Origin of the sequence: Arsukibacterium sp., assembly GCF_018402695.1 — a bacterium.
In the GTDB taxonomy this organism is placed as follows: Bacteria; Pseudomonadota; Gammaproteobacteria; order Enterobacterales; family Alteromonadaceae; genus Alishewanella.
Genome location: NZ_JAGYIM010000017.1, coordinates 114,883 through 131,088, shown reverse-complemented (window position 1 = coordinate 131,088; position 16,206 = coordinate 114,883). Strand labels below are relative to the sequence as shown.

Annotated in this window: 15 protein-coding genes; 12 read left to right on the top strand and 3 right to left on the bottom strand. The window is 48.5% G+C overall.

Features of this window, described 5'->3' with window-relative positions; all coding sequences use genetic code 11:
- Positions 1-6: 6 nt before the first annotated feature.
- From msbA to tcdA, 6 genes are read left to right on the top strand one after another with little or no spacing between them, the layout of a single operon-like run.
- Positions 7-1,752, top strand: coding sequence for a lipid A export permease/ATP-binding protein MsbA (msbA, locus tag KG631_RS11140; RefSeq protein WP_365868929.1), 1,746 nt, complete (start codon positions 7-9; stop codon positions 1,750-1,752).
- A complete protein-coding gene (gene lpxK / locus KG631_RS11135; protein ID WP_213999797.1) occupies positions 1,749-2,714 on the top strand; it encodes a tetraacyldisaccharide 4'-kinase in 966 nt (321 codons plus the stop codon). The genes msbA and lpxK overlap by 4 nt, the downstream gene beginning before the upstream one ends.
- 2 nt (positions 2,715-2,716) lie before the next feature.
- A complete protein-coding gene (locus KG631_RS11130; protein ID WP_301003763.1) occupies positions 2,717-2,917 on the top strand; it encodes a Trm112 family protein in 201 nt (66 codons plus the stop codon).
- On the top strand, positions 2,902-3,654 hold the full coding sequence (kdsB, locus tag KG631_RS11125) for a 3-deoxy-manno-octulosonate cytidylyltransferase (protein ID WP_213999796.1): 753 nt from the start codon (positions 2,902-2,904) through the stop codon (positions 3,652-3,654). The genes KG631_RS11130 and kdsB overlap by 16 nt, the downstream gene beginning before the upstream one ends.
- Before the next feature lie 27 nt (positions 3,655-3,681).
- A complete protein-coding gene (locus KG631_RS11120; protein ID WP_213999795.1) occupies positions 3,682-4,392 on the top strand; it encodes a pseudouridine synthase in 711 nt (236 codons plus the stop codon).
- A gap of 9 nt (positions 4,393-4,401) precedes the next feature.
- Entirely contained in the window at positions 4,402-5,232 is an 831-nt protein-coding gene (tcdA, locus tag KG631_RS11115; RefSeq protein ID WP_213999794.1) for a tRNA cyclic N6-threonylcarbamoyladenosine(37) synthase TcdA, read from the top strand.
- On the opposite strand, the gene KG631_RS11110 is transcribed toward tcdA, so the two are convergent.
- The 3 genes from KG631_RS11110 to gltA all read right to left on the bottom strand — a co-directional run bounded on the left by KG631_RS11110 (position 5,213) and on the right by gltA (position 8,279).
- Complete coding sequence (locus KG631_RS11110) at positions 5,213-5,656, bottom strand: SufE family protein (RefSeq protein WP_213999793.1); 444 nt, start codon at positions 5,654-5,656, stop codon at positions 5,213-5,215. The genes tcdA and KG631_RS11110 overlap by 20 nt on opposite strands.
- On the bottom strand, positions 5,653-6,870 hold the full coding sequence (locus KG631_RS11105; protein WP_213999792.1) for a cysteine desulfurase: 1,218 nt from the start codon (positions 6,868-6,870) through the stop codon (positions 5,653-5,655). Before KG631_RS11105 ends, KG631_RS11110 begins: the two co-directional genes overlap by 4 nt.
- Before the next feature lie 125 nt (positions 6,871-6,995).
- A complete protein-coding gene (gene gltA, locus KG631_RS11100; RefSeq protein ID WP_213999791.1) occupies positions 6,996-8,279 on the bottom strand; it encodes a citrate synthase in 1,284 nt (427 codons plus the stop codon).
- Positions 8,280-8,645: 366 nt separating this feature from the next.
- Between gltA and sdhC the strand changes: the two genes are divergently transcribed.
- The 6 genes from sdhC to odhB all read left to right on the top strand — a co-directional run bounded on the left by sdhC (position 8,646) and on the right by odhB (position 16,078).
- Positions 8,646-9,023: a succinate dehydrogenase, cytochrome b556 subunit gene (sdhC, locus tag KG631_RS11095; RefSeq protein ID WP_141397718.1), complete on the top strand. Its 378-nt coding sequence runs from the start codon at positions 8,646-8,648 to the stop codon at positions 9,021-9,023.
- Entirely contained in the window at positions 9,014-9,361 is a 348-nt protein-coding gene (gene sdhD / locus KG631_RS11090; RefSeq protein WP_026349296.1) for a succinate dehydrogenase, hydrophobic membrane anchor protein, read from the top strand. Before sdhC ends, sdhD begins: the two co-directional genes overlap by 10 nt.
- Positions 9,362-11,134 carry a succinate dehydrogenase flavoprotein subunit gene (sdhA, locus tag KG631_RS11085; protein WP_213999790.1) on the top strand — a complete coding sequence of 591 codons (1,773 nt, stop codon included), beginning with the start codon at positions 9,362-9,364 and terminating at the stop codon, positions 11,132-11,134.
- Positions 11,135-11,147: 13 nt separating this feature from the next.
- Positions 11,148-11,870: a succinate dehydrogenase iron-sulfur subunit gene (locus tag KG631_RS11080; protein ID WP_213999789.1), complete on the top strand. Its 723-nt coding sequence runs from the start codon at positions 11,148-11,150 to the stop codon at positions 11,868-11,870.
- A 104-nt stretch (positions 11,871-11,974) separates the two neighbouring features.
- Entirely contained in the window at positions 11,975-14,785 is a 2,811-nt protein-coding gene (locus KG631_RS11075; protein ID WP_213999788.1) for a 2-oxoglutarate dehydrogenase E1 component, read from the top strand.
- A gap of 66 nt (positions 14,786-14,851) precedes the next feature.
- A complete protein-coding gene (gene odhB / locus KG631_RS11070) occupies positions 14,852-16,078 on the top strand; it encodes a 2-oxoglutarate dehydrogenase complex dihydrolipoyllysine-residue succinyltransferase (RefSeq protein ID WP_213999787.1) in 1,227 nt (408 codons plus the stop codon).
- The last annotated feature ends 128 nt before the right edge of the window (positions 16,079-16,206 follow it).

Below are 16,206 nucleotides of genomic sequence, written 5' to 3'. Positions count from 1 at the left end.
TTGTCAGTGTCTGAAATTAAGCAGGCGGGCACCGCCCGGCGTCTGTTACGTTATGTTATCCCTTACAAATTCGGTTTTCTGGCTGCAGCGCTGGGTATGCTGGGCTATGCGCTGATTGACGTGTACTTCATCTCGAAACTGCCTGATTTTATTGATGTTGGCATTAATGATAAAAACACCGATTACCTGCGTTACGCACCGGTGTTTATTGTGCTTATTTTTATGTTACGTGGCGCGTTTAATTTTATTGCCAGCTATTGTCTTAACTGGGTAGGTACCCATGTGGTACAAACGCTGCGCCAGCAGTTATTTGAACATTATATGCGCCTGCCGGTCAGCTTTCATGATCAGCATTCGACCGGTGAGCTGATCTCTAAAGTTACCTACAATACCGAGCAAATTAAACAAACCACTTCGCGTTCGTTATCGGTACTGCTTAAGGAAGGCGTTTTTGTTATCGGTTTGCTGGTAATGATGTTTATGATGAGCTGGCAGTTATCGGCTATTTTTCTGCTTATTGCGCCGGTTATTGCTGTAGTGGTCAGTTTTGTATCCAAACGTTTCCGGCTGCTTAGCCGCAATATTCAGAATGCGATGGGCAATGTCACGACCTGCTCAGAGCAAATGCTTAATGGCCATAAGGTTATTTTATCTTTTGGCGGTCAGCAGATCGAAAAACAGCGGTTTTTTAAAGTCAATAATTTAACCCGGCAGCAAGATGTGAAAATGGAAGCGACCCGGGCGATCAGCGTTTCCACTATTCAGGTTATTGCCTCTTTTGCCCTGGCTTTTGTGGTGTATATGGCCAGTTTCCCGGAAATGCTGGAGAGCCTGTCTGCGGGCACCTTTACCACTATTGTCACCTCAATGGTAATTATGCTGCGGCCGTTAAAGCAGTTAACTACAGTAAACAGTGAGTTTCAGCGTGGCCTGGCAGCAGCAAAAAGTGTATTTGCTATTTTAGACCAACCGGTAGAACAGGATACCGGCACCGTAGTGTTATCGGATATCAAAGGTGATATTCAGTTTAATCAGGTTAACTTCAGTTATCCGGGTCATGACAAGCAGGTGCTGTTTGATATTAGCTTTAGCGCTAATGCAGGCCAGACGATTGCCCTGGTCGGCCGCTCTGGCAGCGGTAAGACCACCATCTCTAGCTTATTACCGCGGTTTTATGAGCTGAACAGTGGCGATATTACCATTGATGGCCAGAATATCCGCCAGTGTACGTTAAGTTCGCTGCGCAGCCAGATGGCGATAGTGTCGCAACACGTTACGCTGTTTAACGATACCATCGCTAATAACATCAGCTATGGTATGGCAGAGCCGGTGAGTGCCGAGCAGATACAACAAGTGGCGGAAAAAGCCCACGTACTGGAATTTGCTAATCAGTTAACCGACGGTTTAAATACAGTTATTGGTGAAAATGGCGTCAGTTTGTCCGGCGGCCAGCGCCAACGTATCGCTATCGCCCGTGCCCTGTTGCGTCAGGCGCCAATCCTGGTGCTGGACGAAGCCACCTCGGCACTGGATACTGAATCAGAGCGAAAAATTCAGGCCGCGCTGGATGAATTGCTAAAAGGTCGTACCAATATTGTCATTGCTCATCGCCTGTCAACCATTGAGCAGGCAGATAAGATTATTGTTATGGAGCAGGGGCGGATAATTGAGCAGGGCACACACACCGAGTTACTGACCAGTAATGGGGCTTATGCGCAGCTTTACAAAATGCAGTTTGGCGCTGAACAATGACCCTGCTGGAACAAAGCTGGTATCAAAAAGGGCATTGGTTATCTGTATTGCTCCTGCCGTTGACCGCCCTGTATTGGCTGCTCAGTGTTGGCAGAGCATGGCTGTTCCGGCTTGGCCTTAGGCGCCGTTACCAACTCGCCGTGCCGGTTATTATCGTTGGTAATATCAGTGTTGGGGGTACCGGTAAAACGCCTTTTACGCTCTGGCTGTGCCAGCAACTGCAGGCAAAAGGCCTGCGTCCCGGTATTATCAGCCGCGGCTATGGTGCTAAAATTAACACGCCGACAGCGGTAACCGCCCAGAGTCTGGCCAGTGAGGTGGGTGATGAGCCGCTGTTACTGGCCAGGCGAAGCAAGTGCCCGGTAGTGGTTTGTCCGGACCGGGTTGCCGCTGGCCAGGCGCTGTTGGCCCGTTATCAGGTGGATATTATTATTTGTGATGATGGCTTACAGCATTACCGCTTAGCCCGTGATTTAGAAATAGTGCTGGTAGATGGCCGGCGCGGTTTTGGCAATGGCTTGCTGCTACCGTCCGGGCCACTGCGTGAGCGGCGCTCCAGGCTGGCGAATGTGGACCTGGTTATCGCTAATTCAGGTGAGATTGCCCAGGCTGATTATCAGATGCAGCTGAGTACTTCCGGGGCAAAAAGTTTACTTACTGATACGGTGCTTGCACCATCAGCCGTGACCCTGGTAGCCGGGATAGGTAACCCGCAGCGGTTTCAGCTAACGGCGCAACAGGCGGGTTTTAATGTGATTGGTCAGCGTTTTTTTGCTGATCATCACCATTTTAGCGCCGCCGATTTTAACGATATCAGTGGCCCGGTGCTGATGACCGAAAAAGACGCGGTAAAATGTCAGCATTTTGCCCGCGACAACTGGTATTTTCTGCCGGTCGATGCCAGTTTTACATCGAAAGAAAGCATTGAAATTATATATAAAATTACCCAATTACTGGAATGAATATGGCTATTAACGTTGCGCTTACTGAAATACTGGCCTGCCCGTTATGTAAAGGCAAACTTAAATACGATAAAACCGCACAGCGGTTAATTTGTCTGGCGGATGCGCTGGCCTATCCGGTACGTAATAATATACCGGTGCTGATTGCCGATGAAGCAGAGCAGTTAAGCTCGGAAGAGGTTAAAAAATGGCGTTCGTCGTAGTTATTCCTGCCCGTTATGCCAGCAGCCGGTTGCCGGGAAAGCCACTGGCCGATATTGCCGGTAAAACCATGATTGAGCGGGTGTATCAGCAGGCACTGCAAAGTGGCGCCAGCCGGGTGGTAGTCGCGACAGATGACGCCCGGGTCGCCGCTGCCGTCGACCAGTTTAGTGGCGAAGTCTGCATGACCCGCTCCGATCACAATTCCGGCACTGAACGATTGGCCGAAGTGGTCAGTAAATTACAACTGGGCCCAGAGACTATCGTTGTCAACGTGCAAGGCGATGAGCCTTTTGTTCCGCCGCTAATTATTCGCCAGGTAGCCGAGAACCTGGCAGGTCAGCAAAAAGCCCGGATGGCGACCCTGGCCGTGCCGCTTCGCCATGCAGCAGAAATTCGTAACCCGAATATTGTTAAAGTCGTAACCGATAAACAGGGCTATGCACTCTATTTCAGCCGAAGTGTCATCCCCTACGACAGAGACGGCATTGTTGCAGATGATCTGGCCAGTCATTACCGACGCCATATCGGCATTTATGCTTATCGGGCCGGCTTTATTCAGCATTACGTCAACTGGCCTGCATCTGCTTTAGAGCAAATTGAGAGCCTCGAACAATTACGGGTATTGTGGCAAGGTGAAGCCATTCATGTTGATACTGCACTGGAAACGCCCGCAGTCGGGGTTGATACACCAGCCGATTTGGAGCAAGCCCGTCTGCATGCATTGAGCCTGGCTTAATGAGCAGTCAACAATGAGTTATTGTCAATGAGCCTGGCCTTTGAGCTGGTTGTGCAGACACCTGAATTTGTGGTGCTTAATAAAGCTGCCGGGGTGAGCTTTCACTCAGAGCAGGGGGCTGGCCTGGTCGTTCAGGCTGAGCAGGCACTTGGTTTTAAATTGTTTGCGGTGCACCGGCTGGACAAAGTAACTTCGGGTTTAATTGTGCTGGCCCGCAGCACTGAAGTTGCAGCAGAGCTTACCCGTCTGTTCAGTACTCATCAGGTGCAGAAATATTATCTGGCGCTGAGTTTTGCCAAACCTGCTAAAAAGCAGGGTTGGGTAAAAGGGGACATGGCAGTCGCCAGGCGTGGTGCCTGGAAGTTGTTAAAAAGCCAAAAGAATCCTGCTGTAAGTTATTTTATTAGCCAGGGTTTTGCTGATTTGCCTTTGCGGGCCTTTCTGATAAAGCCCTACAGCGGCAAAACCCATCAAATCCGGGTGGCATTAAAAAGCGTCGGAGCGGCCATTGCCGGTGACGTGCTGTATCAGGGCGCAGCAGCAGATCGGGTTTATTTACATGCATATGCGCTGAGTTTTAGCCTGGCAGGTAAGTTGTATCAATACAAAGTACAGCCAGCGCAAGGTGGCTACTTTCAGCAATTGGGTGCGGCAGGGGCATGGCAGCAATGGGCTGAGCCGTGGCTGCTGAACTGGCCTGACTATCAACAACCGCAATCAACAACCGCAACAGGTTAAAAACTAAAAATGTCTGATTACTTACTTCGGTTTGCCGGTATTGGCCGGCTATATGGTATCTCTGCGCTACAGGCATTCAGCCGGGCTCATGTCTGTGTAATAGGCATCGGTGGCGTGGGTAGTTGGGCGGCGGAGGCGTTAGCGCGTTCCGGGATTGGTGAAATCACCCTGATCGACCTTGATGATGTTTGCATCAGTAATATAAATCGGCAGCTGCATGCGCTAACTGATACTGTAGGCCAGGATAAAGTTGCTGTGATGGCCCAGCGAATTAACGCAATAAACCCCGAATGTATCGTCAATCAGGTAGAAGATTTTATTGGCAGTGATAACCTGCGCCAGCTGATTACGCCTCAAATGACTTATGTCGTGGATGCTATCGACTCAATTAAAGCAAAAGTCGCTTTGCTGGCGCATTGTAAGCGTAACAAAATTAACGTGATTAGCACCGGTGGCGCTGGTGGCCAGACCGATCCCACCCAAATTCAGATTGCCGACTTAACCCAGACTATCAATGATCCGCTGTTGGCAAAAGTACGCAATACATTGCGTCGCGATTATAACTACAGCAGAAACCCGAAACGCCGATTTGGCATAGATTGTGTGTTTTCTAGCGAACAATTGGTTTACCCCCAGCCGGATGGCAGTGTCTGTCAGCAAAAAACACCTCAAGTGACAAGCGACGGTGAAGTGAGCAGTATGCGGTTAGATTGTAGTGGCGGCTTTGGTGCTACTACTGTGGTAACGGCCAGCTTCGGTTTAGCCGCGGTATCCAGGGTATTGCAGAAAATTGCAGCTAAAGCTAATCAGTCAGCAAAGCTTAATGACAGCAGTCTTTAATTCTGGCCATCATGGCATTTAGGCCACTGCCACGGGACTGGCTCAGGTAGGGTTTTAAATTGAGTTTGTCAAACGCCTGCGCCAGTTCAAACTTTTTTAATTCGGTGTTACTCATGCCATTTACCAGGCTTAGCATGATCGCCATTAACCCTTTGACAATCCGGGCTTCGCTGTCCAATACGAAAAAGTGCTGATCCTGATGTTGATTGTAGTAATGCATCAGCCAAGCGCGGCTCTCACAGCCTTTAACCAGCAGCGACGGCTGTTTCATTTTTTCAGGAATTGGCGGCAATTTGCGGCCTAATTGCATCAGAATACGATACTTGCTTTGCCAGTCTTTCGCCTGAGTTAATTCTGGTAAGTCTTCGGCATAAATCTGACTTAGCGCGGGTTTGGTGTCTGTGAGTAATTGATCCAGGGTCATGCCGTTAGTATCTCCACGGCCTGCGTTAATGCTTGCAGGCTGGTTGCCACATCTGTTTCAGTGTTATAGGGCGCGAATGAGAATCTGACTGCGCCAGCTAACCCTAACAGGCTGAAGAAAGGCATAGCGCAATGCTGCCCACCCCTGACTGCTACGGTTTGCTGATTAAGGAGTTCTGCCACATCTGCAGGATGTTCACCTTGTACATTCAGCGCTACGATACCGGCATTATGCACAGGCGAAGACAAAATATCCAGTCCGTCAATCTGATTCAGTCCGGCAAAGAACTGTTTTAATAACATTGATTTATAGCTTTTCACTTGCTCGCTGTTAAATTTTTGTATCCAGTTGCAGGCGGCTGCCAGGCCTATAGCACCTGCTATGTCTGGCGTGCCGGCTTCCAACCGGAATGGCAGAATGTTAAATAAGCTGTGACTAAAGTTAACTTCGCTAATCATCTCGCCACCACCAAAAAGTGGCGTAAGTAACTCAAGTGCTGCGGTTTTGCCGTATAAGACTCCAATTCCAGTCGGACCATACAATTTGTGGCCGGACCAGACATAAAAATCGGTATCCAGGCTTTGCACATCTACCTTGTCATGGACGATGCCCTGAGCACCGTCAATAACAGTAAGCGCGCCTGCAGCCTTTGCCTGACTAACCATTTGAGCAACGGGCTGAATATGTCCCAACACATTCGAGATATGACTAAAACTAACCACCTTAGGCTTGAGCGCCAGCAATTCAGTAAAAGCCTGCTGATCAACCTGATAATCAGCGGTAAGTGGCACGATATCCAGGATGACCCCGTACTGACTGCAATGTATCTGCCAGGGCACGATATTGGCATGATGTTCCAGCGCGGTGATTAATACTCTGTCACCGGCCCTGAGCACGGTATGCATCAGGCCAAATGCGATCTGGTTCAGTGCTGCAGTAGCGCCACTACAAAATATTATTTGCTGGCGGGCACTGGCATTAATAAAAGCCGCAATATCATCGCGGGCTTGTTCAAATGCCTGGGTGGCTTGTTGGCTTAACGTATGGGCACCGCGATGCACATTGCTGTTATTGTGCTGGTAGAACCTGGCCATGGCATCCACAACAACATTTGGTTTGTGCATGGTGGCGGCGTTATCCAGATAAACCCAAGCCGGGTTGTGCTGAAAAAACGCAAACTGACCACGAAAGTTTACAGGGTCAAAAGGCTGCATAAGGTCTCAGAAGGTTAGTAGGTTAAGCGAATTGTCGGTTGTGCTGTAAAAGATAGCAAGGTTACAGGTCAGCTTTCAGCCATAAAAAAAGCGGCGAAGGTCGCCGCTTTTTAACTCAGTAACGATTAGCGTTGGCCAAGCTTTTTAAAATCACGGCTGGCGTAGCCAGTGTAAAGCTGACGTGGCCGACCGATTTTGTGGCCTTTTTCGCCCAGCATCTCGTCCCAGTGGGAAATCCAGCCAACGGTACGTGACATCGCAAAAATTACCGTAAACATACTGGTTGGAATGCCAATGGCTTTCAGGATAATGCCGCTGTAGAAATCGACGTTCGGGTACAGTTTCTTCTCAATAAAGTATGAGTCTTCCAACGCGATCCGCTCCAGCTCCATTGCTACGTCTAACAATGGATCTTTAACGTTCAGCTCCTTCAGTACTTCATGGCAGGTATCCCGCATAACTTTGGCACGTGGGTCAAAGTTCTTGTATACCCGGTGACCGAAGCCCATTAAGCGGAAGCTGTCATTTTTGTCTTTCGCCCGGGCGACAAATTCCGGAATACGGTCGACAGAGCCAATTTGTTGCAACATCTTCAGACAAGCCTCGTTAGCACCACCATGAGCAGGCCCCCACAGTGAAGCAACACCTGCCGCTATACAGGCATAAGGGTTGGCACCAGACGACCCTGCCAGACGTACGGTTGAGGTAGAGGCATTTTGCTCATGATCAGCATGCAACATAAAGATCCGGTCCATGGCTTTGGCCAGAATAGGGCTGACTTTGTAATCTTCAGCGGGCACTGAAAACATCATATGCAGGAAGTTTTCAGAGTAACTTAAATCGTTGCGAGGATACACAAACGGCTGGCCAACGGTGTATTTATACGCCATGGCTGAGATGGTTGGCAGTTTCGCAATTAAGCGGTGGGCACTGCGTTTGCGTTGTTCCGGGTCGTTAATATCTAAATCAGAATGATAGAACGACGACAGAGCACCAACTACACCGCAAAGCATTGCCATCGGGTGGGCATCTACCCGGAAGCCCTGAAAAAACGAGGCGATTTTTTCATGTACCATGGTATGGCGGGTGATAGTGGTGACGAAATCGGTATATTGCTCTTTTTTAGGTAATTCACCTTCAAGCAGCAAGTAGCACAACTCCAGGTAATCTGAGTGCTCCGCCAGCTGTTCAATTGGATAACCACGGTGCAACAATACGCCGTTGTCGCCATCTATATAAGTAATTTTAGATTCGCAGGAGCCCGTTGACATAAAGCCCGGATCAAATGTGAAATAACCTTGCTGCCCGAGCGTACGAACGTCAATTACGTCAGTACCAGCCGTGCCAGAATAAATCGGTAACTCAAATGACTTACCATCTATCTGCACGACGGCCTTTTTATCTGCCATTGGATTTCTCCTAATTGTTGTAGTTTCGGATTCTAAGGGTATTGCCGCTATTCTACTCGCAAACTGCCCCTAAAAGTCAATTTTAATGCGTATTTGCTTAATAAGTATTCGACTCTAGTAGTATTGTCAGCAACCCCTGAATGTGTAATGTTTCGCATGCGGAATTTTCCGGCTAAAACTAAACAAAAATTGTAATAAGCGCTTATGAAATATATACTATTGCCGGCGTAAAATCAGTTCACCAGCCAGATAGTTTTTGTTGAACCAGCTTGAGCAAAAACGAGTATATCGCCAGGGCGGGTAGCTGTTTTTGCAGCACCTAAAACAACAACTAAGCTCTGTACGAGCATCGATAGGCAAGAAACTGTGAAAAAGCAAAGACCAGTAAATCTAGATTTATCAACGATCTCATTACCTGCAGCTGCCAAAGCATCGATTTTGCACCGGGTTACCGGTGTCGCAATGTTTTTCGCCCTTGTGTTCGTTATCTGGGCATGGGCATATTCATTGCAAAGCCAGGCCAGCTTTGACTATGTGCAATCCCTTATGACCTCACATCTGGCGAAGTTTATCGCCTGGGGCACTATCACAGTGTTAATTTATCACTTGCTAGCAGGTGTCAGACATCTTGTGATGGACATGGGACATTGGGAAGAGCTGAAGTCAGGTACCTTAAGTGCCAATATCATCATGGTGTTGTGGCTTGTATTAGCAGTTTTAGCAGGAGTATGGTTATGGTTCTGAATCAGGCAAGTCTGAAGCGTGATGGAGTTCAGGATTACGTATCATTACGTGCCAGTGCAATTGTGTTGGCATTATATACTTTATTTATTCTTGGTTTCTTCTTAGTCACCCCCGAGGTTACCTTCGAAGTGTGGCAGGGCTTATTTGCTAACATGGCGATGAAAGTCTTTACCCTGCTGGCGCTGATCTCTATTGCCGTGCATACCCGTATAGGCTTGTGGCAGGTACTGACTGATTACGTTAAATCAGCTCGGTTACGTGCTGTTTTGCAATTCTTCCTTTACGCACTGGCCTTTGGTTATGTCGCGGTCGGCTTATTTGTGTTGTGGGGTGCTTAAGTGAATATTCCAGTAAGAGAGTTTGATGCCATTGTAATTGGTGCCGGCGGAGCAGGCATGCGTGCCGCGCTGCAAATCACTCAATCAGGTTTAACCTGTGCATTATTATCCAAAGTGTTCCCAACCCGTTCACACACGGTGTCTGCTCAAGGCGGTATTACGGTTGCCCTGGGGAACTCCCATGAAGATAACTGGGAATGGCACATGTTTGACACCGTCAAGGGGTCAGATTACATCGGTGATCAGGACGCTATCGAATATATGTGTAAGACCGGTCCGGAAGCGATTACCGAACTGGAAAATATGGGTTTACCATTTTCGCGCTTTGAAAATGGCCGGGTATATCAGCGGCCATTCGGCGGTCAGTCGAAAAACTTTGGTGGTGAGCAGGCAGCACGGACTGCCGCTGCAGCTGACCGTACTGGTCACGCGTTATTGCATTTGCTATATCAGCAAAACGTAAAGAATAAAACACAGGTGTTCTCTGAGTGGTACGCGCTTGATTTAGTCAAAAATCAGGATGGCGCCATTGTTGGCTGTACTGCCATTGATATTGAAACCGGTGAAGTGGTGTACTTCAAAGCTAAAGCTACTGTATTGGCGACCGGTGGCGCCGGCCGTATTTATGCCTCTACCACCAATGCCCACATTAACACCGGTGACGGTGTTGGTATGGCGTTACGCGCTGGTGTGCCGTTGCAGGATATGGAAATGTGGCAGTTCCACCCAACCGGTATTGCCGGGGCCGGTACGCTGGTAACAGAGGGGTGCCGTGGTGAAGGCGGTTATCTGCTGAATAAAGACGGCGAGCGCTTTATGGAGCGTTATGCGCCCAATGCTAAAGACTTAGCCGGCCGTGATGTTGTGGCCCGTTCCATGATGACAGAAATTCGTGAAGGTCGTGGTTGCGATGGCCCTTGGGGTGTTCACATTAAGTTGAAGCTGGACCATCTTGGCGAAGAAGTACTGGAAAGCCGCTTGCCAGGTATTTGTGAGCTGTCACGGACTTTTGCTCATGTTGATCCGGTTAAAGAGCCTATTCCGGTTATTCCAACCTGCCACTATATGATGGGTGGTATCCCGACTAACGTAAATGGCCAGGTTATCAGCCCGAAAGCTGATGGTTCTGAGTCGGTTGTGGCGGGTTTATTTGCCTGTGGTGAGATTGCGTGTGTATCGGTGCACGGCGCCAACCGCTTAGGCGGCAATTCGCTGCTTGATTTAGTGGTATTTGGCCGGGCTACCGGTTTACACCTCGGTGAAGCATTAGCTGCCACATCGGAAGCGCGTCCGGCATCACAATCTGATCTAGATGCCGCTTTAGCCCGCACCCAGCGCTGGGAGCAAAGTAAAGCCGGCCAGGGGGAAGACCCGGTGCAAATTAAGAAAGATTTGCAGAAATGCATGCAGCTTAATTTCTCGGTATTCCGTGAAGGTGAGGCGATGGCCGAAGGCCTGGCTGAACTTAAAGAAATTCGTGAACGCTTGAAGTTCGCCCGGCTGGACGATAAGAGTTCAGACTTTAATACCATGCGGATTGAATGTTTAGAGCTGGATAACCTGATGGAGACAGCGTATTCAACCGCGGTAGCCGCCAATTTCCGGACTGAAAGCCGTGGTGCTCATGCCCGCTTTGACTTCCCGGACCGTGATGATGAGAACTGGTTGTGTCATAGTGTGTATACGCCTGACACTGAGTCTATGTTTAAGCGCAAAGTGAACCTGGAACCGAAGTTCCGTGAATCTTTCCCGCCAAAAGCACGTACGTATTAAGAGGCGCAGTATTATGACTACACTGGAATTTTCAATTTACCGTTACAACCCTGATGTGGATACCGCGCCGCGGATGCAGGAATATACTCTGGAAAATCCGGAAGGCCGCGATATGATGGTTCTGGACGCCCTGTTAAAGTTAAAAGAGCAGGATCCGAGTTTATCGTTTCGCCGCAGCTGTCGTGAAGGCGTTTGCGGCTCTGACGGTTTAAATATGAACGGTAAAAATGGTCTTGCCTGTATTACGCCATTGTCTGCGCTGGGTAAAGGTAAAGGTGGCAAAATAGTAGTTCGGCCATTGCCAGGTCTGCCGGTAGTAAGGGATTTGGTTGTTGATATGAGCCAGTTCTATACCCAGTATGAGAAAGTTAAACCTTATCTGATTAACGATGCTAAGTTACCGCCAGCGGGTGAATTTTTGCAAAGCCCGGAAGAGCGCGCTAAGCTTGATGGCTTATACGAGTGTATTTTGTGCGCATGTTGCTCAACGTCATGCCCATCGTTCTGGTGGAATCCGGACAAATTTATCGGCCCTGCCGGTTTATTACACGCCTATCGTTTCTTGGCGGACAGTCGTGATACAGCAACAGAACAGCGTTTAAATGATTTAGATGATGCCTTCAGCGTATTTCGTTGTCATGGCATCATGAACTGCGTTAATGTTTGTCCGAAAGGGTTAAACCCGACTAAAGCCATTGGCCAGATTAAATCGATGTTGTTAAACCGGGCGCTGTAATGCGCCCTTATTTTAGTTAATGTTTGAAAAACCGGCCATTTCGCGAGCGAAATGACGGTTTTTTTGCTACTTTTTTCCAGGTGCTCAGAAATAAGGGAAACTAAATGCACGAAGGTGTAATGAAGGCGTGGTTAGAGTCTTCACATCTTGGCGGTGGTAACATGGCCTATGTGGATGAACTCTATGAATCCTACCTAGCAGAGCCCACCAGTGTTGGTGACGAATGGCGAGAGTTTTTCGCCGGTTTACCAAAAATCGATGGGGTCGATCTTGAAATTCGACATGCTGATATTCGTCAGCAATTTGCCGATTTAGCCCGTAACAAACACCGCGAAGTGGTGGTTGTTAATACTGGCAGTGCGACTGACACACGTCAGGTCAAAGTGCTGCAACTCATCAATTCTTATCGTTTTCGGGGGCATCAGCACGCCAACCTTGACCCATTGAATCTTTGGAAGCAACCCAGGGTCCGCGACCTTGAGCTGTCGTTCCACGACTTATCTGAAGCTGATTACGATACTGAGTTCAATGTTGGATCATTTGCCAGTGGTCAGGAGACGATGAAATTAGGCGAGTTGCATAAAGCACTGGAAAAAACCTATTGTGGTTCTATCGGTGCGGAATATATGCATATCGTGTCGACTGACGAGAAACGCTGGATCCAGCAGCGGCTGGAAGGCACGCAATCCAGCGCAGTTTTTGATAAAGAAACCCGGCTGCAGATTTTAAAAGGTCTGGTAGCGGCTGATGGTCTGGAAAAATATTTAGGCTCTAAATTCCCTGGAGCGAAGCGCTTTGGTCTGGAAGGTGGCGACGCCATGATCCCTATGCTCAAAGCGATGATTCACCGTGCCGGCGAGCAGGGTGCCAAAGATTCTGTTATTGGTATGGCACACCGTGGTCGTCTTAATACTTTGATCAACGTGCTGGGTAAGAATCCGTCGACGTTATTTGACGAATTTGCCGGTAAGTATGAAGTTGTTGGTGCCGGTGATGTGAAATACCATATGGGCTTCTCATCAGACTTTGAAACCAAAGGTGGTAATGTTCATCTGGCATTAGCGTTTAACCCATCGCATCTGGAAATTGTTAATCCGGTAGTCATTGGCTCAGTGCGTGCCCGCTTAGATCGCCGTGGCTGCACTGATGGTTCGCTGGCGCTGCCGATTACCATTCATGGTGATTCTGCATTTGCCGGGCAGGGTGTGGTTGCTGAAACCTTTAACATTTCCCAAACCCGCGCATTTAAAGTGGGTGGCACAGTGCGGGTTGTTATTAACAATCAGGTAGGTTTTACCACCTCGAACCCAGAAGACACCCGCTCTACACCATACTGTACTGATATCGCTAAAATGGTTCAGGCACCAATCTTTCACGTTAATGGTGATGACCCTGAAGCCGTGGTATTTGTTGCCCAATTAGCGGTTGATTATCGCAATACCTTTAAACGCGATGTGGTAATTGATTTGTTCTGTTACCGTCGTAATGGCCATAACGAGTCTGACGAGCCCAATGCTACTCAGCCTTTGATGTATCAGAAAATCAAGAAACATCCGACACCACGCGAAATTTATGCCAGTAAACTGGTTGAAGAGGGCGTTTGTACTGAGGATGACGTTAAAACGCTGATCAGCGACTATCGGGATGCCCTGGATAAAGGCGACTGTGTTGTGGACGAGTGGCGGCCAATGACAGAACCTTCGGTCGACTGGACACCTTTCCTCGGTCATGACTGGGATGCAACTTATGATGCCAGCCTGGCGGTGGAAAAGCTGGTGGCACTGGGCGAAAAAGCCATTAGTGTACCTGATAACGTATCGTTGCAACGTCAGGTGAACCGGGTTTATGAAGACCGGGCATTAATGCTAACTGGCGAGAAAAAAATTGACTGGGGTATGGCAGAAATACTGGCCTACGCAGCAACGGTAGCTGAGGGTAACCGGATCCGCTTTGTTGGCCAGGATTCGGGCCGCGGTACCTTTTTCCATCGTCATGCAGTACTGCATAACCAGGAAGATGGCAGTACTTATACGCCATTGAATAAAATCAGTGATGAGCAGGGGCCATTTCAGATTTTTGACTCTGCGTTATCAGAAGAAGCGGTGCTGGCCATTGAATATGGTTATGCGACTGCTGAACCCCGTGCTCTGGTTATCTGGGAAGCCCAGTTTGGTGACTTTGCTAACGGCGCCCAGGTTGTTATTGATCAGTTTTTAAGTTCTGGCGAGCAAAAGTGGGGCCGCTTATGTGGTTTAACGCTATTGTTACCTCATGGCTATGAAGGTCAGGGTCCTGAACACTCCTCAGCACGGTTGGAGCGTTTCCTGCAGTTATGTGCTGATCACAATATGCAGGTTTGTGTGCCAACGACGCCAGCTCAGGTGTTTAATATGTTACGCCGACAGACTGTGCGTCCTATGCGCCGGCCATTGATTGTAATGTCGCCTAAATCGTTGCTGCGTCATCCACAGGCTACGTCGACCCTGGAAGAACTGGCCTCAGGCAAATTTCACAATGTAATCGGTGAAATTGATGACATCAAATCAGAAGACGTCAAGCGAGTTGTATTCTGTAGCGGTAAGGTGTACTACGAATTACTGGAAGAACGGCGTAAGCGGGAGCAGACTGACATTGCAATTATCCGGGTAGAGCAGTTGTATCCTTTCCCGCATGACGAGATGCTGGAAGTACTTAGCCAGTATCAGCATGTTACTGATTTCGTCTGGTGTCAGGAAGAGCCGCAGAACCAGGGAGCCTGGTACTGTAGCCAGCACCATTTCCGTGCTGCAATTCCTAAAGCAGGCTATCTGAGCTATGCAGGGCGTGAAGCTTCATCGTCGCCGGCGGTAGGTTACTTATCAGTACATAATAAGCAGCAGCAAGCGCTGGTTAACGACGCTCTGACCATTAAATAACAAATTGTCCGGCCCGCAATACGGGCCGGTTGAACGAAATAAGACTAACCGGTAAAAGGTGAAAAAGTGGAAATTAAAGTACCCGTACTTCCAGAATCTGTTGCAGACGCAACCATCGCCACCTGGCACGTTAAAGCAGGCGAAGCCGTAACACGCGATCAGGTATTAGTTGACATTGAAACTGATAAAGTTGTACTTGAAGTGGTTGCTCAGGCCGACGGCGTCATGGGTGAGATCATTCATGACACTGGTGCAACGGTAACCGCAGAAGAAGTTATCGGTAAAATGGAAGCTGGTGCGGCACCAGCCGAAAAGAAAGATGATTCGTCAGCTAAAAAAGATGACAAAGAAACTGGCAAAGATGATGCCAAATCTGAAACCAAAGCAGATGCTAAGTCTGATGACAGTAACGATGATGCCTTAAGCCCATCAGTGCGCCGGATGATTTCTGAAAAAGGTCTGGATGCCAGCAAAATTAAAGGCAGCGGTAAAAATGGCCGGGTAACCAAAGAAGACGTGGAAAAGTTTGTTGCAGCAGGTAGCAGTAAAGCCAGTGGCTCTGCTAGCTCAGCGCCTGCAGCGGTTAGCGGTGATCGCAGCCAGAAGCGGGTACCGATGACCCGCCTGCGTAAAACAATTGCCAACCGTCTGCTGGAAGCGAAAAACTCTACTGCCATGTTAACCACTTTTAACGAAGTGAACATGAAGCCAATTATGGATTTGCGTAAGCAGTACCAGGACGTTTTTGAAAAGCGCCACGGTATTCGCCTGGGCTTTATGTCTTTCTATGTTAAAGCGGTAACAGAAGCACTGAAGCGCTTCCCGGAAGTCAATGCTGCCATCGATGGTGATGACATTGTTTATCATAATTACTTTGATGTCAGTATTGCTGTATCTACGCCACGGGGTCTGGTGACGCCGGTTTTGCGTGACTGTGACAAGATGAACCTGGCTGAGATTGAAAAATCAATCAAAGAGCTGGCATTAAAAGGCCGTGATGGCAAGCTGGCCATGGAAGATTTAACCGGTGGTAACTTCACTATCACTAACGGTGGTGTTTTCGGTTCATTAATGTCTACGCCCATTATTAATCCACCGCAGTCCGCGATTTTGGGTATGCACAAAATTCAGGACCGGGTTATGGTTGTCGATGGCAAGATGGAAATACTGCCAATGATGTATCTGGCCTTATCGTATGATCACCGGATTATTGATGGCAAGGAGTCAGTAGGCTTCCTGGTAACCATTAAAGAATTACTGGAAGATCCGACCCGTATTTTACTGGATATCTAATTATTCAAAAAAAGTGCACAAAAATGCTGTTGTTTTAGGGCAACAGCATTTTGTATTTCGCTGGTTGGCTCTATAATATGCGCCGATCAAAACATCAGGCTGCACCATAACGGGCAGCTTCCATATTC